This is a genomic window from Streptomyces sp. TN58 (assembly GCF_001941845.1).
In the GTDB taxonomy this organism is placed as follows: Bacteria; Actinomycetota; Actinomycetes; order Streptomycetales; family Streptomycetaceae; genus Streptomyces.
The window spans coordinates 1,682,364-1,702,500 of record NZ_CP018870.1 but is presented as its reverse complement, the minus strand read 5'-3'; the positions used below and the strand labels follow the sequence as shown (position 1 = coordinate 1,702,500).

The 20,137-nt window shown below is 71.6% G+C and carries 14 protein-coding genes, 2 rRNA genes and 1 pseudogene (1 of these 17 running past the window's edge); 13 read left to right on the top strand and 4 right to left on the bottom strand.

Going from position 1 to position 20,137, the window contains the following annotated elements:
• The 4 genes and pseudogenes from BSL84_RS07740 to BSL84_RS34650 form a co-directional block, all read left to right on the top strand.
• Nucleotides 1–2,864, top strand: a 23S ribosomal RNA gene (locus BSL84_RS07740) (it extends 260 nt beyond the left edge of the window).
• Between the two features lie 108 nt (nucleotides 2,865–2,972).
• A 5S ribosomal RNA gene (rrf, locus tag BSL84_RS07735) occupies nucleotides 2,973–3,089 on the top strand.
• Nucleotides 3,090–3,390: 301 nt separating this feature from the next.
• Nucleotides 3,391–4,521, top strand: a pseudogene (locus tag BSL84_RS37755) (hypothetical protein); the annotation flags it as partial.
• Between the two features lie 66 nt (nucleotides 4,522–4,587).
• Complete coding sequence (locus BSL84_RS34650) at nucleotides 4,588–5,418, top strand: tetratricopeptide repeat protein (protein WP_199838712.1); 831 nt, start codon at nucleotides 4,588–4,590, stop codon at nucleotides 5,416–5,418.
• Between the two features lie 73 nt (nucleotides 5,419–5,491).
• On the opposite strand, the gene BSL84_RS07725 is transcribed toward BSL84_RS34650, so the two are convergent.
• Entirely contained in the window at nucleotides 5,492–6,763 is a 1,272-nt protein-coding gene (locus tag BSL84_RS07725) for a DUF1015 family protein (protein WP_030029114.1), read from the bottom strand.
• 87 nt (nucleotides 6,764–6,850) lie between these two features.
• Here BSL84_RS07725 and BSL84_RS07720 point away from each other — a divergent pair, with 87 nt between their 5' ends.
• The 4 genes from BSL84_RS07720 to BSL84_RS07705 are packed head-to-tail and all read left to right on the top strand — an operon-like array spanning nucleotide 6,851 to nucleotide 10,957.
• Nucleotides 6,851–7,969 (top strand): HAD-IIA family hydrolase, encoded by a 1,119-nt coding sequence (locus tag BSL84_RS07720; protein WP_045324358.1) that lies wholly within the window; start codon nucleotides 6,851–6,853, stop codon nucleotides 7,967–7,969.
• 50 nt (nucleotides 7,970–8,019) lie between these two features.
• Nucleotides 8,020–9,078, top strand: coding sequence for a FecCD family ABC transporter permease (locus BSL84_RS07715; protein ID WP_075970061.1), 1,059 nt, complete (start codon nucleotides 8,020–8,022; stop codon nucleotides 9,076–9,078).
• Nucleotides 9,079–9,080: 2 nt separating this feature from the next.
• Nucleotides 9,081–10,121, top strand: coding sequence for a FecCD family ABC transporter permease (locus tag BSL84_RS07710; protein ID WP_234363423.1), 1,041 nt, complete (start codon nucleotides 9,081–9,083; stop codon nucleotides 10,119–10,121).
• Nucleotides 10,118–10,957 carry an ABC transporter ATP-binding protein gene (locus BSL84_RS07705; protein WP_234308607.1) on the top strand — a complete coding sequence of 280 codons (840 nt, stop codon included), beginning with the start codon at nucleotides 10,118–10,120 and terminating at the stop codon, nucleotides 10,955–10,957. Before BSL84_RS07710 ends, BSL84_RS07705 begins: the two co-directional genes overlap by 4 nt.
• 213 nt (nucleotides 10,958–11,170) lie before the next feature.
• Here BSL84_RS07705 and BSL84_RS07700 read toward each other — a convergent pair whose 3' ends face one another.
• Complete coding sequence (locus BSL84_RS07700; RefSeq protein WP_030030372.1) at nucleotides 11,171–11,518, bottom strand: SCP2 sterol-binding domain-containing protein; 348 nt, start codon at nucleotides 11,516–11,518, stop codon at nucleotides 11,171–11,173.
• A gap of 65 nt (nucleotides 11,519–11,583) precedes the next feature.
• Here BSL84_RS07700 and BSL84_RS07695 point away from each other — a divergent pair, with 65 nt between their 5' ends.
• From BSL84_RS07695 to BSL84_RS07675, 5 genes are all read left to right on the top strand, one after another.
• Entirely contained in the window at nucleotides 11,584–11,844 is a 261-nt protein-coding gene (locus BSL84_RS07695) for a hypothetical protein (RefSeq protein ID WP_045321839.1), read from the top strand.
• Nucleotides 11,845–11,851: 7 nt separating this feature from the next.
• Entirely contained in the window at nucleotides 11,852–12,667 is an 816-nt protein-coding gene (locus BSL84_RS07690) for a TlyA family RNA methyltransferase (protein WP_075970059.1), read from the top strand.
• Nucleotides 12,664–13,572: an NAD kinase gene (locus BSL84_RS07685; protein WP_030030369.1), complete on the top strand. Its 909-nt coding sequence runs from the start codon at nucleotides 12,664–12,666 to the stop codon at nucleotides 13,570–13,572. The genes BSL84_RS07690 and BSL84_RS07685 overlap by 4 nt, the downstream gene beginning before the upstream one ends.
• Nucleotides 13,573–13,789: 217 nt before the next feature.
• Nucleotides 13,790–15,514, top strand: a complete 1,725-nt coding sequence (gene recN, locus BSL84_RS07680) for a DNA repair protein RecN (protein WP_075970058.1) — start codon at nucleotides 13,790–13,792, stop codon at nucleotides 15,512–15,514.
• A 255-nt stretch (nucleotides 15,515–15,769) separates the two neighbouring features.
• Nucleotides 15,770–16,888 carry a glycosyltransferase family 4 protein gene (locus BSL84_RS07675; protein ID WP_045321842.1) on the top strand — a complete coding sequence of 373 codons (1,119 nt, stop codon included), beginning with the start codon at nucleotides 15,770–15,772 and terminating at the stop codon, nucleotides 16,886–16,888.
• A gap of 204 nt (nucleotides 16,889–17,092) precedes the next feature.
• Here BSL84_RS07675 and BSL84_RS07670 read toward each other — a convergent pair whose 3' ends face one another.
• Complete coding sequence (locus BSL84_RS07670) at nucleotides 17,093–18,712, bottom strand: PucR family transcriptional regulator (protein ID WP_045321838.1); 1,620 nt, start codon at nucleotides 18,710–18,712, stop codon at nucleotides 17,093–17,095.
• A 21-nt stretch (nucleotides 18,713–18,733) separates the two neighbouring features.
• A complete protein-coding gene (locus BSL84_RS07665) occupies nucleotides 18,734–20,116 on the bottom strand; it encodes an FAD-binding oxidoreductase (RefSeq protein WP_030031730.1) in 1,383 nt (460 codons plus the stop codon).
• Nucleotides 20,117–20,137 lie beyond the last annotated feature (21 nt).

Here is a 20,137-nt window from a genome sequence, read left to right as displayed (position 1 = left end):
CCGGATGAGGCCAAACCGTATGCGTGTGATACCCGGCAGGGGTTGCGCATGCGGGGTTGTGGGAATGAGCTTTCACAGTCTGCCGGCTGTGAGGCGAGTCAGAAACCGTTGATGTAGTCGAAGGACATGCGAAAGGTCCGGCGTAGAGGGTAAGACCCCCGTAGACGAAACATCAGCGGCTTGCTTGCTCATCTCCCAAGTAGCACGGGGCCCGAGAAATCCCGTGTGAATCTGGCGGGACCACCCGCTAAGCCTAAATATTCCCTGGTGACCGATAGCGGATAGTACCGTGAGGGAATGGTGAAAAGTACCGCGGGAGCGGAGTGAAATAGTACCTGAAACCGTGTGCCTACAAGCCGTGGGAGCGTCGCTGTATGTGCTTGCACATGCAGTCGTGACTGCGTGCCTTTTGAAGAATGAGCCTGCGAGTTAGCGGTGTGTAGCGAGGTTAACCCGTGTGGGGAAGCCGTAGCGAAAGCGAGTCCGAACAGGGCGATTGAGTTGCACGCTCTAGACCCGAAGCGGAGTGATCTAGCCATGGGCAGGTTGAAGCGGAGGTAAGACTTCGTGGAGGACCGAACCCACCAGGGTTGAAAACCTGGGGGATGACCTGTGGTTAGGGGTGAAAGGCCAATCAAACTCCGTGATAGCTGGTTCTCCCCGAAATGCATTTAGGTGCAGCGTCGTGTGTTTCTTGCCGGAGGTAGAGCACTGGATAGGCGATGGGCCCTACCGGGTTACTGACCTTAGCCAAACTCCGAATGCCGGTAAGTGAGAGCACGGCAGTGAGACTGTGGGGGATAAGCTCCATGGTCGAGAGGGAAACAGCCCAGAGCATCGACTAAGGCCCCTAAGCGTACGCTAAGTGGGAAAGGATGTGGAGTCGCAGAGACAACCAGGAGGTTGGCTTAGAAGCAGCCACCCTTGAAAGAGTGCGTAATAGCTCACTGGTCAAGTGATTCCGCGCCGACAATGTAGCGGGGCTCAAGCGTACCGCCGAAGTCGTGTCATTGCAGCAATAGGGCCAACGCCCGCTGTGATGGGTAGGGGAGCGTCGTGTGCCGGGTGAAGCAGCAGCGGAAGCTAGTTGTGGACGGTTCACGAGTGAGAATGCAGGCATGAGTAGCGATACACACGTGAGAAACGTGTGCGCCGATTGACTAAGGGTTCCTGGGTCAAGCTGATCTGCCCAGGGTAAGTCGGGACCTAAGGCGAGGCCGACAGGCGTAGTCGATGGACAACCGGTTGATATTCCGGTACCCGCTTTGAAACGCCCAATATCGAATCAGGCGATGCTAAGTCCGTGAAGCCGTCCTGGATCCTTCGGGTGAAGGGAAGTGGTGGAGCCGACGAACCAGACTTGTAGTAGGTAAGCGATGGGGTGACGCAGGAAGGTAGTCCAGCCCGGGCGGTGGTTGTCCCGGGGTAAGGGTGTAGGCCGAGGGGTAGGCAAATCCGTCCCTCATACAAGGCTGAGACCTGATGCCGAGCCGATTGTGGTGAAGTGGATGATCCTATGCTGTCGAGAAAAGCCTCTAGCGAGTTTCATGGCGGCCCGTACCCTAAACCGACTCAGGTGGTCAGGTAGAGAATACCGAGGCGTTCGGGTGAACTATGGTTAAGGAACTCGGCAAAATGCCCCCGTAACTTCGGGAGAAGGGGGGCCATTCCTGGTGATCGGATTTACTCCGTGAGCTGGGGGTGGCCGCAGAGACCAGCGAGAAGCGACTGTTTACTAAAAACACAGGTCCGTGCGAAGCCGTAAGGCGATGTATACGGACTGACGCCTGCCCGGTGCTGGAACGTTAAGGGGACCGGTTAGTGACCTTTCGGGGTTGCGAAGCTGAGAACTTAAGCGCCAGTAAACGGCGGTGGTAACTATAACCATCCTAAGGTAGCGAAATTCCTTGTCGGGTAAGTTCCGACCTGCACGAATGGCGTAACGACTTCTCGACTGTCTCAACCATAGGCCCGGTGAAATTGCACTACGAGTAAAGATGCTCGTTTCGCGCAGCAGGACGGAAAGACCCCGGGACCTTTACTACAGTTTGATATTGGTGTTCGGTTCGGCTTGTGTAGGATAGGTGGGAGACTTTGAAGCCCCAACGCCAGTTGGGGTGGAGTCGACGTTGAAATACCACTCTGGTCGTGCTGGATGTCTAACCTCGGTCCGTGATCCGGATCAGGGACAGTGTCTGATGGGTAGTTTAACTGGGGCGGTTGCCTCCCAAAGGGTAACGGAGGCGCCCAAAGGTTCCCTCAGCCTGGTTGGCAATCAGGTGTTGAGTGTAAGTGCACAAGGGAGCTTGACTGTGAGACCGACGGGTCGAGCAGGGACGAAAGTCGGGACTAGTGATCCGGCGGTGGCTTGTGGAAGCGCCGTCGCTCAACGGATAAAAGGTACCCCGGGGATAACAGGCTGATCTTCCCCAAGAGTCCATATCGACGGGATGGTTTGGCACCTCGATGTCGGCTCGTCGCATCCTGGGGCTGGAGTCGGTCCCAAGGGTTGGGCTGTTCGCCCATTAAAGCGGTACGCGAGCTGGGTTTAGAACGTCGTGAGACAGTTCGGTCCCTATCCGCTGTGCGCGTAGGAATATTGAGAAGGGCTGTCCCTAGTACGAGAGGACCGGGACGGACGAACCTCTGGTGTGCCAGTTGTCCTGCCAAGGGCATGGCTGGTTGGCTACGTTCGGGAGGGATAACCGCTGAAAGCATCTAAGCGGGAAGCCTGCTTCAAGATGAGTATTCCCACCTCCTTGAGAGGGTAAGGCTCCCAGTAGACGACTGGGTTGATAGGCCAGATGTGGAAGCCCGGTAACGGGTGGAGCTGACTGGTACTAATAGGCCGAGGGCTTGTCCTCAGTTGCTCGCGTCCACTGTGTTAGTTCTGAAGCAACGAACAGTTGCTGGTTTCTAGAGCTGGAACACATAACTACAGAGTGTGCTTGTTCGCTCGAAACCGATAGGGTTTCGGTGGTCATAGCGTTAGGGAAACGCCCGGTTACATTCCGAACCCGGAAGCTAAGCCTTTCAGCGCCGATGGTACTGCAGGGGGGACCCTGTGGGAGAGTAGGACGCCGCCGAACAATCTTTCAAAGGACCCTTGGTCCAGCGTTCAACGCTGGACCAAGGGTCCTTTTTGTTTTCCCACTTCTTTACGCCGAAGCGCGGCCATGGGTTGGTTGCGCGAGAATGACTAGCGGTACCCCGAAGACAGGAGTCACACCCATGTCCAACTCTCCCGACGATCGTCCGGAGCGCGAGCCTCGGCGCAACGACGGCGGTGACAGGGGCGGCTACCGCGGGGGCCGTGACGACCGTGGGGGCGACCGTCCCCCGTTCCGTCGCGACGACCGCGGCGGCCGGCCGGCCGGCGGTGGTGGCGGCTACCGCCGTGACGACCGCGGCGGGCGCCCCTCCGGCGGTGGCGGTGGCGGTGGCGGCGGCTTCCGCCGTGACGACCGCCGTGACGACCGTGGTGGTGACCGTCCGTCCTACCCGCGCCGTGACGACCGCGGTGGCGACCGTCCCTCCTTCCGCCGCGACGACCGCGGCGACCGTCCCTCTTACCCGCGTCGCGACGACCGGGGCGGCGACCGCCCGTCCTACCCGCGCCGGGATGACCGTGGGGACCGTCCGTCGTACCCGCGTCGGGACGACGACCGTGGTGGATACCGCGGCGGCCGTGACGACCGCGGCGGTGACCGTCCGTCCTACCCGCGCCGTGACGACCGCGGTGGCGACCGTCCCTCCTTCCGCCGCGACGACCGCGGCGACCGTCCCTCTTACCCGCGTCGCGACGACCGGGGCGGCGACCGCCCGTCCTACCCGCGCCGGGATGACCGTGGGGACCGTCCGTCGTACCCGCGTCGGGACGACGACCGTGGCGGGTACCGCGGCGGCCGTGACGACCGCGGCGGTGACCGTCCGTCCTACCCGCGCCGTGACGACCGCGGTGGCGACCGCCCGTCGTACCCGCGTCGGGATGACCGGGGCGACCGTCCGTCGTACCCGCGTCGGGACGACGACCGTGGTGGATACCGCGGCGGCCGTGACGACCGTGGTGGCGACCGTCCGTCCTACCCGCGCCGTGACGACCGCGGTGGCGACCGTCCCTCCTTCCGCCGCGACGACCGCGGCGACCGTCCCTCCTACCCGCGTCGCGACGACCGGGGGGAGCGCCCCTCGTACCCGCGTCGCGACGACGACCGCGGTGGGTACCGCGGCGGCGACCGCCCGTCGTACCCGCGTCGGGATGACCGTGGGGACCGTCCGTCGTACCCGCGTCGGGACGACGACCGTGGTGGATACCGCGGCGGCCGTGACGACCGCGGTGGCGACCGTCCGTCCTACCCGCGCCGTGACGACCGCGGTGACCGGGGCGACCGCCCGTCCTACCCCCGTCGTGACGACCGGGGCGGCGACCGCGGCGGCTTCCGTGGCGGTCGCGACGACCGTGGTGGATACCGCGGCGGCCGCGATGACCGCGGCGGCGACCGCGGCTACCGCTCGGACCGCGACCGTGACCCGGTCAAGCGCCTTCCGATCGACGAGGACGTCACCGGCCTGGAGATCGACGCCGACGTGCGTCAGGAGCTGCTGAGCCTGCCCAAGGGGCTCGCCGAAGAGGTCTCCAAGAACCTGGTCATGGTCGCCCGGCTGATCGACGAGGACCCCGAGCAGGCGTACGCGTACTCGCGCATCGCCCTGCGTCTGGCCTCCCGCGTCGCCGCCGTCCGCGAGGCCGCCGGCTTCGCCGCGTACGCCACGCAGAAGTACAGCGAGGCCCTCGCGGAATTCCGTGCGGCCAAGCGCATGACCGGCTCCGTCGAGCTGTGGCCCGTCATGGCCGACTGCGAACGCGGTCTCGGCCGCCCCGAGCGCGCGCTGGCCATGGCCGGCGAGCCCGAGGTGCAGAAGCTCGACAAGGCCGGCCAGGTCGAGATGCGGCTGGTCGCCGCAGGCGCCCGCCGGGACCAGGGGCAGCTGGAAGCGGCCATCGTGACCCTGCAGAGCCCCGAGCTGGCGTCCAACGCCGTCCAGCCGTGGACCGCGCGCCTGCGGTACGCCTACGCCGACGCCCTGCTGGCGGCCGGTCGCGAGGACGAGGCCCGCGAGTGGTTCGGCAAGGCCCTCGAAGCGGACAAGGACGGGGCCACCGACGCCTCCGACCGCCTCGCCGAGCTCGACGGTGTCGAGTTCGTCGACGCCGCGATCGACCCCTCCGACGACGAGGACCAGGACGGCATCGCGCACCTGGCCGACGACGAGGACGCCGACGACGAGGACGCGGCTGAGGTCGCCGCGGCCGAGCGTGCCGCCGACGTCACCGAGTACTACGACGAGGACGACGAGGAGTACGAGCCGCTGGAGCAGTCCGCGGCCGACGCCGAGGGCCGGGGCGACAAGGCCTGAGCCACGTCCAGGTGACAGCGAGAAGGGCGGTACCCCGGTCGGGGTACCGCCCTTCTCCGTGTCCGGAGGCCGGTCAGGACAGTCCGCGCAGGACCAGGCCGGTGGCCGGTTTCGGTCCGAAGGACGTGGACTTCCGGGGCATGGTCACCCCCTGGCGGGCGAGGTCGCGCACGACCTCCTCCCGTACGGGGTGCAGCAGGACCGCGGTGCCGCCGTGGCGTTCGGCCATTTCCACCGTGGAGGCGGCGTCGTGGATGTACGTGATCTGGTCGGGGGCGTCCGGCACGTGCCAGAGCGCGTCGAGCAGCGTCGCGTGCAGCACGGTGGCGTCCAGCCGACGCCAGGCCTCCGGGCGGTCGTGGCGGACCGTGCGGTCGAGGAGGGCCAGGTCGGGATCGGTGACCAGGTGGAAGGTGCCGTCACCGGCGAGGAGGAAGGCGTTGCCGCGCTCCGCCGCGTCCGCGAGGGCGTCCAGGGCCAGCGGGAGCGGACCGTCGACGGGACGGACCCGGAAATGGCCGGTGACGGCGGCCAGCGCGTCGGCGACCGGGAGGCGGCGCAGCATGCGGTGGATGGCGCGGACCTGGAGCGGGTAGCGGGCGGTGTCCACGAGCAGCACCAGGCCGAAGTCCCACGCGGTGGGGGAGCCGTGCTCCTCCTGGAGGCGAAGGTACGTCGCCCAGCGGTGGTGGCCGTCGGCGATGAGCGCCTGGCGGTGGCTGAGGTCTCCCGCGACGGTGGCGAGTTCGGCCGGGTCCGTGATGGCCCACAGGCGGTGCTGGAAGCCGTCCTCCGTGGTGGTCGACAGCAGGGGCGTCCGCTGGGCGGTCCGCTCGACGACGGCCGCCGCACCCGCGGCGGGGTCGTCGCCGCGGTAGGTGAGCAGGAGCGGTTCGAGGTTGGCGGAAGTGGCCCGCATCAGACCGGCCCGGTCGGTCACCACGTCCGGCATGACGTCCTCGTGGGGGAGGACGATGCCCGCGTCGGCGGCGGAGAGGGCCAGGGCGCCGATGACGCCGCGCTGCAGCAGGCCCGCCCTGCGCTGCTCGTACACGTACAGCGCGGGCTCCGGGTCGGCGGACAGGACGCCCTCGGCGAGCCAGTCCCGCAGGGTGTGCGCGGCCTGCTCGTTGCGTGCGTCCGGGGTGCCGGCCTGGGGGAGGATGAGGCGGACGATGTTGTGCGGGTCGGCGGATTCGAGGTGGTCGACTCCGTCGGGGCGCACGACCACGTCGTACGGCGGCGAGGTGACGGCGGCGAGGCTGCCGACACGCTCGGGGACGTAGCGCAGGCCATGGAACGGGATCAGGCGCAGTCCGTGCTCCGCGGTGCCAGAAGTGGTCATTGGTGCATGGTAAGTGGCGTCTCGCCATGCGGGATGATCGGGGCAGCAGGGAATCGGACAAGATCGATCACAGAGGGAGCGGCCAGAATGACCCGGCAGATCAGGACCAGTCCCGCGGCATGTGACCAGAGTCTGCACCAGGCGTACGACACCGCTCTCCTGGACCTGGACGGTGTGGTGTACGCGGGCGGCCGGGCCATCGGCCACGCCGTGGAATCCCTCGCGGCGGCCCGCGCGGACGGCATGCACCTGGCCTACGTCACGAACAACGCGCTGCGGACCCCCGAGGCCGTCGCCGAGCACCTGGGCGAACTGGGCATCCCGACCGAGGCCGCCGAGGTGATCACCTCGGCGCAGGCGGTGGCCCGGCTGATCGCGGAGCAGGTGGAACCGGGCTCGAAGGTGCTGGTGGTCGGCGGGGAGGGGCTGCGGGTCGCGCTGCGCGAACGCGGGCTGGTGCCGGTCGAGTCCGCCGACGAGCAGGGGCTCGCGGCGGTCGTACAGGGCTACGGCGGGCCGGACCTCGCGTGGGGCCGCTTCGCGGAGGCCGCGTACGCGATCAACCGGGGCGTGCCGTGGTTCGCGTCGAACACCGACCTGACGATCCCCGGGGCCCGGGGCATCGCACCGGGCAACGGGGCCGCGGTGGAGGTCGTACGGATCGCCACGGGAGCGGATCCGCAGGTGGCGGGCAAGCCGCTGCCCCCGATGCACCGGGAGACGGTGCTGCGGACCGGCGCGAAGCGGCCGCTGGTCGTCGGGGACCGGCTGGACACCGACATCGAGGGCGCCTTCAACGGGGAGGTGGACTCGCTGCTGGTGCTGACCGGGGTGACCGACGCGGAGCAGCTGCTGCGGGCCGAGCCCCGGCACCGGCCGACCTATGTGGACCGGGACCTGCGGGGGCTGCTGTCCGGGCAGCCGGAGGTGGTGCCGGCCGCGGAGGGGTTCGGCTGCGGCGGCTGGACGGCGGTCGCGTTGAACAACGGCGTGCTCGAACTGCGCGAGGACGCCGAGGACGCCGAGGACGCCGAGGAGTACGTGGACCGCGGAGAGAGTGCGGGGGGTGCGGAGAGCGGGGCGAGCGGCGGGGGCCGGGACCCGATGGACGGCCTGCGGGCGCTGTGCGCGGCGGCCTGGACGGCCGCCGCGGAGGGGGTGTGCACGCTGGATGCGGCGAAGGCGCTGGCCAGGCTGGGCCTTTGACGGGAGTCCGGGGGTCCGCTCCAGGTGGAGGCTAGGCTAACCTAACCTGCGTGTTGGTTGAGAGTCCCCCTGAATCCGGACCGAGCGCGGCGCCCCCGCCCGACGCCGTCGCCCGCCCGCGCCACGCCGCGCGTGCCGCAGGCCTGGCCGGCGCCCTCGTGGTGCTCGCCCTGATCGCGGTGGTGAGCATCGCCGTGGGAGCCAAGGAGATGCCCCTGGAAGAGGTCAGGCACGGCCTCTTCCACTACTCGGGGACCACCTCGGACGTGGTCGTGCGGGACCTGCGGGTCCCGCGCACCCTCCTGGGGCTGATGGTCGGGCTCGGACTCGGACTGTCCGGGGCGGTGATGCAGGCGCTGACCCGCAACCCGCTGGCCGAGCCCGGCATCCTCGGTGTCAACGCGGGCGCCGCGGCCGCCGTCGTCTCCGCGATCAGCTTCCTCGGCGCGAGCTCGCTGAGCGAGTTCGTGTGGTGGGCCTTTCTCGGCGCGGCCGTCGTCTCCGTCGTCGTGTACGTGCTCGGCGGCAGCCGCAGCGCCACACCGGTGCGCCTCGCGCTCGCCGGTACGGCGGCCAGCGCGGCCCTCGTCGGCTACATCAACGCCGTACAGCTGATGGACAGCAAGGCGCTGGACAAGCTGCGCTTCTGGACGGTCGGCTCGCTGGCCTCGGCCAACATGGACACGGTCCGGCAGGTCGCTCCCTTCCTGCTGGTCGGCGCGGTGCTCGCGCTGGCGCTCGGCCGGCCGCTCAACGCGATGGCCATGGGCGACGACACGGCCCGGGCGCTGGGCGCGAACCTGACGAGGACCCGGGTCGGCGCGATGCTCGCCATCACCCTGCTGTGCGGTGCGGCGACCGCCGCCTGCGGGCCGATCGTCTTCATCGGCCTGATGATCCCGCACCTCGTGCGCGTGTTCACCGGGCCGGACATGCGCTGGGTGCTCGCGTACTCGGCCGTCCTGTCGCCCGTCCTGCTGCTCGGCGCGGACGTCGTCGGCAGGGTCGTGACCCGGCCCGCCGAGCTCCAGGTCGGGATCGTCACCGCCCTCATCGGCGGGCCCGTCTTCATCTACCTCGTCCGGCGCAAGAGGATGGCCCAGCTGTGACCGTGACCGCCAAAGCACGTCCCGTGCGGCTCCCCGGCAGCGTGTCGCTGCGGATCGAGCGGCGCGCCCTGGCCGTCGGCGTCCTGCTCGTCCTCGCCGCGTTCGTGATGGCCGTCCTGCTCATCGGCACGGGGGACTTCGACATCGCGCCGTGGGACGTCGTACAGACCCTCCTCGGCAACGGCACCCCCGCCAACGACTTCATCGTCAACGACCTGCGGCTGCCCCGGGTGCTGGTCGCCCTGCTCGTCGGCGCCGCGCTCGGCATGGCCGGAGCCGTCTTCCAGTCGGTGACCCGCAACCCGCTCGGCTCGCCCGACCTGCTCGGCTTCTCCTACGGCTCCGCGGTCGGCGCCCTCGTCGTCATCGTCCTGATGAACGGCTCGGCGACCGAGGTGGCCGTCGGCGCGCTCATCGGCGGGCTGCTGGCCGGCGCCGCCGTCTACCTGCTGGCCTACAAGCGGGGCATCCACGGCTACCGGCTCGTCCTGGTCGGCATCGGCGCCTCCGCGATGCTGGTGGCCGTCATCCAGTACCTGCTCACCAAGGCCCAGCTGGTGGAGGCCTCACGGGCGATGGTCTGGCTGACCGGTTCGCTGGCCGGCCGGGACTGGGCGCAGGTGTGGCCGCTGCTGCTGACCTGCGCGGTGCTGTTCCCGCTGGTGCTGGGGCAGAGCCGGGCCCTGCGGATGATCGAGATGGGCGACGACGCCGCGTACGCGGTGGGAGTACGGGTGGAGCGCACCCGGCTGCTGCTGATGCTGGCCGCGATCCTGCTGACCACGGCCGCGAGCGCCGCGGCCGGGCCGATCAGCTTCGTCGCGCTGGCCGCGCCGCAGCTGGCGCGGCGGCTGACCCGCTCGCCCGGCGCGAACCTGCTCACCGGCGCCCTCATGGGCTCGGTGGTGCTGCTGCTCTCGGACTGGGCCTCGCAGCGGGCCTTCGGCGCGGACCAGCTGCCGGTGGGTGTGGTGACCGGACTGGTCGGCGGTGTCTATCTGCTCTGGCTGCTCGTCACCGAGCGCAAGGCAGGACGTATATGAACCTCAGGAGTGCGCAAGTGCAGCGGTTGACCGCGGAGAACGTGACCCTCGGCTACGACCAGCGGGTCATCGCCGAGAACCTGTCGGTGGAGATCCCCGACAACTCCTTCACGGTGATCGTCGGCCCCAACGCCTGCGGCAAGTCCACACTCCTGCGGGCCCTGTCGCGGATGCTGAAGCCGTCCCGGGGGCGGGTGCTGCTGGACGGGCAGGCCATCGGGTCGATGCCCGCGAAGAAGGTCGCCAAGACCCTCGGCCTGCTCCCGCAGTCCTCGATCGCGCCCGACGGCATCACGGTGGCCGACCTCGTCTCGCGCGGCCGGTACCCGCACCAGGGGCTGCTGCGGCAGTGGTCGCCGGAGGACGAGCGCATCGTCAACGAGTCGATGGCCTCGACCGGCGTGGCCGAGCTCGCCGACCGGGCCGTCGACGAGCTGTCGGGCGGTCAGCGGCAGCGCGTCTGGATCGCGATGGCCCTGGCCCAGCAGACCCCGCTGCTGCTGCTCGACGAGCCGACGACGTACCTGGACATCCAGCACCAGATCGACGTCCTGGACCTGTGCGCCGAACTGCACGAGACGCAGGGGCGCACCCTCGTCGCCGTGCTGCACGACCTCAACCACGCCGCCCGCTACGCCACCCACCTGATCGCGATGCGGGGCGGCGAGGTCGTCGCCGAGGGGCCGCCGCGGGAGGTGGTCACGGCGGAGCTCGTGGAGAAGGTGTTCGGGCTGCGCTGCCAGGTCATCGACGACCCGGAGACGGGGACGCCGCTGGTGATCCCGGCGGCCCGCCGCTCCCGCACCCAGGCGGCGGCAGAGGCCGGGGCCCTGTAGGGCCCCGCGGGCCCCGACCCGGCTGGTGGGACGCCTCTAGGGCGTGTTGCGAAAGTCTCGTCTGGCTCGCGGTGGCTGGCACGGCACCTCGCCGCGTTGTCGGGGTCGCCCGCGTACGACCGGTACGCGGGCGACCCTCCGCCTTGCGAGGCACCGCACCAGACACGGCGAGCACCGCCCTGCGGGCGGACGACGCCACTTTCGCAACACGCCCTAGAGCAGGCTCTTCAGCCGTAGCAGGTCGCGGAAGCCCGCCTCCAGCCTGACCCGGCCCGAGGCCCAGGCCTTCGCGAACTTCAGCTCGCCCGCGACCAGCGCGACCAGGTCGTCGCCGGTCATGGCGAGGCGGATCTCGGCCTTCTGCGCGGGCGGGCCCGCGGCGACCGCGTCCACCCGGATCCGGCCCCCGTCGAGGCGGCCCGTGAACGTCTGGTCCAGGTCCGTGATGTGGCAGCTGAGGGAGCGGTCGAACGCGGCCGCACCGCGCACGCCGGCCTCCGCCCGCGCGAGGTTGTCGGAGAGTCGGTCGAGTGCTTCACGGCACTCCTGGATCGTAGCCATCGTGATCACGACCGTACCGCAGAGCCGCACGTGGCCGCGGGGGCGCTTCGCGGTAGCGTCATGGCATGACCGACGAAGCAGCCGAGACCCGGGCCGAGGCCCCGGCGGAGCCCGCCGGGCCGTCCGGGCCCGTTCCGCTGGGCGTCGTACGCACCCCCACCGGCCACACCGGCGTGGACGCGCACCTGGCGCGGCTGGCGGACGCGGACCACCTCGGGGCGGACGGACACCTCGGCGTGTACGAGGATGTCCACCGGGGGCTGCGCGAGGCGCTGACGGCGCTGGACGCACCGCCCGTCCCCGGACCGTACGAAAACAGGAGCTGAACCGAACGTGGCAGGAGTGGCACGCCGCCGCCTGGACGCCGAACTGGTACGCCGCAGCATGGCCCGCTCGCGCGAGCACGCCGCGCAGCTGATCGCCGCGGGCCGGGTGACCGTGGGAGGCACCACCGCGACCAAGGCCGCCACCCAGGTCGAGACCAGCGCGGCCCTCGTGGTCCTCAAGGACGACGCCGACCCCGACTACGTCTCACGCGGCGGACACAAGCTCGCGGGCGCCCTCGCGGCCTTCCAGCCGCAGGGGCTGCGGGTCGAGGGCCGCCGGGCGCTGGACGCCGGCGCCTCCACCGGCGGCTTCACCGACGTGCTGCTGCGCGCCGGTGCGGCCCACGTGATGGCCGTCGACGTCGGATACGGGCAGCTCGCCTGGTCGCTGCAGAGCGACGACCGGGTCACCGTGAAGGACCGTACGAACGTGCGCGAACTGACGGTCGAGCAGATCGACGGCGTCCCGGTGGACCTCGTCGTCGGCGACCTGTCCTTCATCTCCATCGGCCTGGTGCTGCCCGCGCTGGTGCGGTGCACGGCGCCGGACGCCGACCTGGTGCTGATGGTCAAGCCGCAGTTCGAGGTCGGCAAGGACCGGCTGGGCGGCGGCGGCGTCGTGCGCAGCCCGGAGCTGCGGGCGGAAGCCGTGCGCGGGGTGGCGGCCCAGGCCGCGGGCCTCGGACTGGGTGTCCTGGGAGTGACCGCCAGTCCGCTGCCGGGGCCGTCCGGGAACGTCGAGTACTTTCTGTGGCTGAGGGCGGGGGCACCGGCGCTCGACCCGGCGGATGTTGACCGTGCAGTGGCGGAGGGGCCTCAGTGACAGATTTTCCGGGGGAACGGACCGTATTCCTGCTCGCGCACACCGGACGGCCGGCGGCCATCCGCAGCGCCGAGCTGGTCGTCAAGGGGCTGCTGCGCTGCGGGCTGGGCGTACGGGTCTTCGCCCACGAGGCGGTGGACCTGCCGCTGCCGCCGGAGGTGGAGCTCGTCACCGAGTCCACGCCGGGGGTGCTCGACGGGTGCGAGCTGCTGGTGGTGCTGGGCGGCGACGGGACCCTGCTGCGGGGCGCCGAGTTCGCGCGCGCCTCGGGCGTGCCGATGCTCGGCGTCAACCTGGGCCGGGTCGGCTTCCTCGCCGAGGCCGAGCGCGACGACCTGGACAAGGTCGTGGACCGGGTCGTGACGCGCGCGTACGAGGTCGAGGAGCGGATGACCCTCGACGTGATCGTGCGGACGAACGGCGACGTCGTCCACCGGGACTGGGCGCTGAACGAGGCCGCGGTCCAGAAGGTGTCCCCGGAGCGGATGCTGGAGGTGGTCCTGGAGATCGACGGGCGCCCCGTGACCGGCTTCGGCTGTGACGGCATCGTCTGCGCGACTCCGACCGGTTCGACGGCGTACGCCTTCTCCGCCGGCGGGCCGGTGGTCTGGCCGGAGGTGGAGGCCCTGCTGATGGTGCCGATCAGCGCGCACGCGCTGTTCGCGAAGCCGCTGGTGACCTCGCCGAACTCGGTGCTGGCGGTGGAGGTGCAGAACGGCACCCCGCACGGGGTCCTGTGGTGCGACGGCAGGCGCACGCTGGAGCTGCCGGCCGGGGCCCGTGTGGAGGTCCGGCGCGGTGCGGTGCCCGTCCGGCTCGCCCGGCTGCACCACGCGTCCTTCACGGACCGGCTCGTCGCGAAGTTCGCGCTGCCGGTGTCGGGCTGGCGCGGCGCGCCGCACTGAGGGACGTACCCCACCGCGGGACGTACCTCACGAAGGTTTCCGCAGGCGGCGGGTGTCCGTAGGACCTCGCCGCCCGCAAGCCCCGCCGCTCTGGGCGGTGTTGCCTTTCCGGGCCCGCCGCGACAGCGTTAATAGCACATGCGTTCGGAAAACTCGGGGCGGGTGACGTCACATGGCACCGGGGAAACCTCGGTATCGTCGTCCCGTGCTTGAGGAGATGCGGATACGGTCGCTCGGGGTCATCGACGACGCGGTGGTCGAGCTGTCGCCCGGTTTCACCGCGGTGACCGGCGAGACCGGCGCGGGCAAGACGATGGTCGTCACCAGCCTCGGGCTGCTGCTCGGCGGTCGCGCCGACCCGGCCCTGGTACGGATCGGGGCCAAGGCGGCGGTGGTCGAGGGCCGCATCGTCATGCGCCCGGACGCCCCCGCCGCCGTACGCGCCGAGGGGGCCGGAGCCGAGCTCGACGACGGCGCCCTGCTGATCAGCAGGACGGTGTCCGCCGAGGGGCGCTCGCGCGCCCACGTCGGCGGCCGCTCGGTGCCCGTCGGCCTGCTCGGCGAACTCGCCGACGACCTGGTCGCCGTCCACGGGCAGACCGACCAGCAGGGCCTGCTGCGGCCGGCCCGGCAGCGGCAGGCGCTCGACCGGTACGCCGGAGACGCCGTCGCCGTCCCGCTGGAGAAGTACGGCTCGGCCTACCGCAGGCTCCGCGCGGTCGCCGTGGAGCTCGACGAGATCACCACCCGGGCCCGGGAACGGGCCCAGGAGGCGGATCTGCTGCGCTTCGGGCTGGAGGAGATCGCGGCCGTGGAGCCGGTGGCCGGCGAGGACGCCGAGCTGGCGGCCGAGGCGGAGCGGCTCGGGCACGCCGAGGCGCTGGCCTCCGCGGCCCAGGCGGCGCACGGCGCGCTCGCGGGCAACCCCGAGGACCCGGAGGCCATCGACGCGAACATGCTCGTCGCCGGAGCACACCGGGCACTGGAGTCCGTACGGTCGCACGACCCGGCGCTCGGCGCGCTCGCCGAGCGGATCGGGGAGCTCGGCATCCTGCTGTCCGACGTCGCCGGGGAACTCGCGGGCTACGCCGACGACCTGGACGCCGATCCGCTGCGGCTGGCCGCGGTGGAGGAGCGCCGGGCCGCGCTGACGCAGCTGACCCGCAAGTACGGCTCCGAGGGCACCGTGGACGCCGTGCTGGAGTGGGCCGAACAGGGCGCGGCCAGGCTGCTGGAGCTGGACGGTGACGACGAGCGGATCACCGAGCTCACCGCGGAGCGGGACGGACTGCGCGCCGAACTGTCCCTGCTGGCCCAGGCCCTGACCGACGCACGGGTGGAGGCGGCGACCCGCTTCGCCTCCGCGGTGACGGCGGAGCTGGCCTCGCTGGCGATGCCGCACGCCCGGGTGACGATCGCCATCCGGCAGACCGAGGACCCCGAAGGGGTGGACGTGGACGGCCGCCCGGTCGCCTACGGCCCCTCCGGCGCCGACGAGGTCGAACTGCTGCTGGCCCCGCACCCGGGGGCCCAGCCGCGGCCGATCGCCAAGGGCGCCTCCGGCGGTGAGCTCTCCCGGGTGATGCTCGCGGTGGAGGTCGTCTTCGCGGGCACCGACCCGGTGCCCACCTACCTCTTCGACGAGGTCGACGCGGGCGTCGGCGGCAAGGCGGCCGTCGAGATCGGCCGGCGCCTGGCGAAGCTCGCCAGGTCGGCGCAGGTCGTCGTCGTCACCCACCTGCCGCAGGTCGCGGCTTTCGCCGACCGGCAGCTGCTGGTGGAGAAGACCAACGACGGCTCGGTCACCCGCAGCGGCGTCACCGTCCTGGAGGGCGAGGACCGCATCCGCGAGCTCTCGCGCATGCTCGCCGGGCACGAGGACTCCGTCTCCGCGCGGGCGCACGCCGAGGAACTGCTGGCGGCGGCGCGCGCCGACGCGTGAACCCGCACACCATCCGAAAGGGCCCGGAACGAGTGACGTTCCGGGCCCTCCGCTTGTCCGCGAACGACCGGTTCGAGCCTGAAACAGACCGATCCGTGCGTCACTCTCCGGGTTCCGCTTAAGCCGTGTGGGTGAGGCCGGTGGGTGTCCGGCCGCATCTCGCACAGGATCCGAACCCATATGGTCCCGGAACGCGCGTACAGACTGGCATCCTTGGCGAAGTCTCTGACTCCCCTCACCCTGGAGCTTCGGCCCGTGAGCAGCTCCCCGGTCTCCACCTCCGTCGCGGCACGGCCCTACGGGCGCCAGCCGCTGCGCACCGTCCACGTGCTCGGCGGCGGTGCGGGCGCGGGCAGTTGCGCGCACGTCCGATCGCTCGCCACCGGCCTCGCCGCGCGCGGGGTCCGGGTCACGGTGTGCGCCCCCGTCCAGGCCGAGGGGGAGTACGACTTCACCGGCGCCGGGGCGGAGTTCGCGCCCGACGCGGTGAGCGTGCTGCGGGCGGCGTGCGCCGGCGCCGACGTCGTACACGCGCACGGGGTGCGGGCAGGGCTGCGGGCCGCGCTGGCCATACACGGCCGGCGGGTGCCGCTGGTGGTGAGCTGGCACGGCGACGGCCCGGCGGCGCCCGGCGCGCTCGGGCGCCTGAGCCGGATACTGGAACGGCGCGTGGCGCGGGCCGCCGCGGTGGTCCTCGGAGCCTCCTCGGACCTCGTGGACCTCGCCCGGCAGCGGGGCGCCAGGGACGCGCGGCTCGCTCCCGTGGCGCTCCCCGCCGCCCCGGAGGGGGCGCGGCCGGACCCGGGGAAACTGCGCGCGGAACTCGGCGTCGTCGAGCGGCCGTTGCTGATCGCGGTCGGCAGCCTGGTGGCGCACCGCGGGTACTCCGTCCTGCTCGACGCGGCGCGGGAGTGGCGGGCCCTGGAGCCCGTACCGCTGCTGGTGATCGCGGGCGAGGGGCCGCTACGGGCCGAACTGGCCCGGCGGATCGAGGCGGAACGGCTCCCCGTCCGGCTGCTCGGGCGCCGCCGGGACGCGGCGCAGCTGCTGGCGGCGGCGGACCTGGCGGTGCTGCCGAGCCGCCGGGAGGGCCGGGCCCTGCCCGCGCAGGAGGCCCTGCGGGCGGGCGTGCCGCTGGTCGCCACGGCGGTCGGCGGTGTGCCGGAGCTGGTGGGCGAGGGCGCGGTGCTCGTCCCGCCGGGGGAGGCGCACGCCCTCGCCTCGGCCGTGGCCGGCCTCCTGGCCGATCCGGCCCGCCGGGCCGACCTGGCCGCCGCGGGGCGCGTACAGGCCGCGACATGGCCGTCCGAGGACGACACGGTGGCCCAGGTCCTGTCGGTCTACGACGAACTGACGGAGCGCCCCCGCCGCTAGGGGGTGTCGTCGAAGCCCCGTCCGGGTGGCGGGGGCACCCCTGCCCTCACGGGAGGCCGACGCTAGTTTGACGACACCCCCTAGCCCCGCCGGCGGCAGACCGCCCCGCCACACCGCCGCCGCGGGGCTCCGCCCCACACCCCGCGCCTCAAACGCCGGCGAGGCTGGATGGGGTGGCGGGGCTCTGCCCCGGGCGACGGGGCGTCAAGAGGGGGTGGCGTGGCGGCGGGCGCGGAGGGCCAGGCTCAGGGAGAGGACCGTCTCCGGGTCGTCCAGGTCCGTGCCCAGCAGCTCCGAGATGCGCGCCAGCCGGTTGTACAGGGTCTGCCGGTTCAGGTGCAGCTCACGGGCCGTCTCCGCCTTGCGGCCGGCGTGGGCCAGGTACGTCTCCAGCGTCGGCAGCAGCGGCGGCCGCGACGCCGCGTCGTGCGCCCGCAGCGGACCGATCGCCCGGTCCACGAAGGCCGCCAGGTCGGGGTGTTCCCGCAGCCGCCACAGCAGCAGGTCGATGTCGAGCCGGCGGGCGTCGTACCAGGGGCGGGCCGGCAGGCCGTGGGCCGCCGTCGCCGTCTCCGCCGCGTGCCGCAGACCGGCCGAGGCGGCCGCCCAGCCGCCCGCGACGCCGACGACCACGGCCGGCGGGGCGGCGGCGCGGTCCAGGCCGGCGCGTTCCACACCGGCCCGCAGCGCCGCCGCGACCCGGTCGGCGACCGCCGTGCGTTCGGACTCCGCCCGCAGCGACACCAGCAGCGGTACCCGGCCCTCGACCGGCCGGACCCCCAGCAGGACCGGGACCCCGGTGGAGGACAGCTCCTCCAGGACCGCCCGGGCCAGGACGGCCCAGTTGCCGGACGGGCCGAGGTCCGACAGCCGCATGACCACCGGCAGCAGCGGCCCGCCGCCCGGCCTGAAGCCCAGCACACGGGCCTGCGCCGACGCGTCCTCGGCCGAGATACGGCCCTCCGCGAGGTCCGTGAGGAAGTCGCCGCGCCCGCGCGCCGCGAGCTCCTCCTCCTGCCGCGCCTGCATGAGGACCACGGCCAGCACCCCGGCCGTACGCTCCGCCGCCATCCGGTGCACCGGCAGCAGCGGGCCCGAGACCCCGACCAGGACCACCCGGGCCCGCACCGCGCCCGTGCCGTGGCCGCCGCCCGGTACGTCGACCACCACCGTGTTCGCGGACGGTGCGGCCTCGCGCTGGCCGCGCAGCCCCTCCCACACCTGGAGCGGGTCCGCGCCCGGGTCTCCGGCCGAGCTGGCCGCCGCGTACAGCAGCTGCCCGTCCGGGGTCTCCAGGAAGACCGGGTTCCCCGTGAAGTCCGCGAGGATGCGCAGCACCTGCGGGATGCCCCCGCCGCCCAACAGGGCCTCCGTGCAGCGCCGGTGGACCTCCTCGGCCCGCTGGAGCAGGGCGTAGTGGCCGTTGACGATCTCGGTGTGGACCTCTTCGGTGACCGTGACGAAGGGGACCTCGCGGTGGAGCTGGACCAGGGGCAGTCCGGCCGTGCGCGCCGTCTCCACGAGCGTCGCGGGCAGCCGGGTGAAGCGCGGTCCCAGTTCGACGACCAGCGCGGCGATGCCCCGGTCCGCGAGGCGGCGTACGAAGGCCCGCTGCTCGGCGGGGCGGGTGCCCAGGCCGAGACCCGTCGTCAGCAGCAGCTCGCCGCCCTTGAGCAGGGAGGCGATGTTCGGCACCTCTCCCGCGTGCACCCAGCGGACGGTGCGGCCCAGGCGGTCGGCGCACGCCACGACCTCCGGCAGGCCGCTGCGCAGCCCCGGCAGCTCCAGTGCCCGCTGAACCGTGATCCCGCCCTGGTCGTCCATGTCGCGGGACGCTACCAGGGGTCAGGCCGGCCGGATGTTGTGGTTGAAGCGGAAGACGTTGTCCGGGTCGTACTGCCGCTTCAGGGCGGCCAGCCGCTGCATGTTCTCGCCGCCCAGGCCGGAGACCACCCGGTCCGCGCCCTCGTTCCCGGTGAAGTTCAGGTACACCGCTCCGGTGCTCCACGGCTCGCAGTCGGACCGGACGTCCTTGACCCACTGCCGGCACCTCTCGTCGTCGGCCGGGTCCTCCCACACCCCGAAGGGGTGCACCGCCCAGGGCGCGCCGCGGTAGGGCACCGGATAGTCGTCCGGACCGGAGGCGATGGCGCCGCCCTGCGGGAAGACCAGGTGCTGGGTGCCGGTCGGGACGGGCATCGAGTCGGCGCGGGCGCAGAAGACGTCGACGAACTCGTCGGGCAGGCCGGTGAGGTACTCCGCCGACCAGTAGTTCCGCATGCCCGGCGGGTCGTCGATCATGCACTGGAGGTCGGCGTACGGGATGGCCGTCACGATCTCGGACTCGTGGGGGATCGCCAGCAGAGGCTGCGCCAGCTTGCGCATCTCGTCCTCCGGGCCCGCGTACGTCAGCAGGACCCCGGCCAGCAGCCGGCCGACCAGGTGCGGCGGTACGAACTCCTCGGGCGGCCCGGTGATGTAGAGGGCGGCGCCGGACGCCTCCGGGGGCCCGGCCTCGATCAGGTCCCGGTAGGCGCGGACCGCTTCGGGCCCGCGTTCGGGCAGGTACAGCAGGAACGCGATCGACATGTGGGGCAGTTCGTGCAGACGCAGCGTCAGCGAGGTGGCGACGCCGAAGTTTCCGCCGCCGCCGTGCAGCCCCCAGAACAGCTCGGGGCGGTCCTCCGCCGTCGCGTGCACCAGCTCGCCGTCGGCGGTGACGAGGTCCACGCCCAGCAGGTTGTCGACGGCCAGGCCGAACCTGCGGTCCAGCCAGCCGGTGCCGCCTCCCAGGACGAAGCCGCCGACGCCGGTGGTGGAGGCCCGGCCGCCGGTGGTGGCGAGCCCGTACGGCTGGCAGGCGCGGTCCAGGTGGCTCATCGTCGCGCCGCCGCCGACGTGCACGGCACCGGCCGCCGGGTGGACCGTCACCTCGTGCATCCGCCGCAGGTCCACCACCAGGCCGCCGTCGTTGAGGGCCATCCCGGCGACGCTGTGCCCGCCGCCGCGCACGGCGATGTGCAGGTCCAGCTCCCTGGCGAAGCGCACGGCGGTGACCACGTCCTCCGCGCTCTCGCACTGGGCGATGACGGCGGGCCTGCGGTCGATCATCGCGTTGAAGACGGTCCGGGCCTCGTCGTAGCCCGGATCCTCCGGGGCGAACACCTCACCGGACAGATCCTCGCGGAGCGCGGTCAGGGCCGCGCCCGCCTTCGAGAGGGGAGGCATGGCTGCCCCCTTCCGACGGAC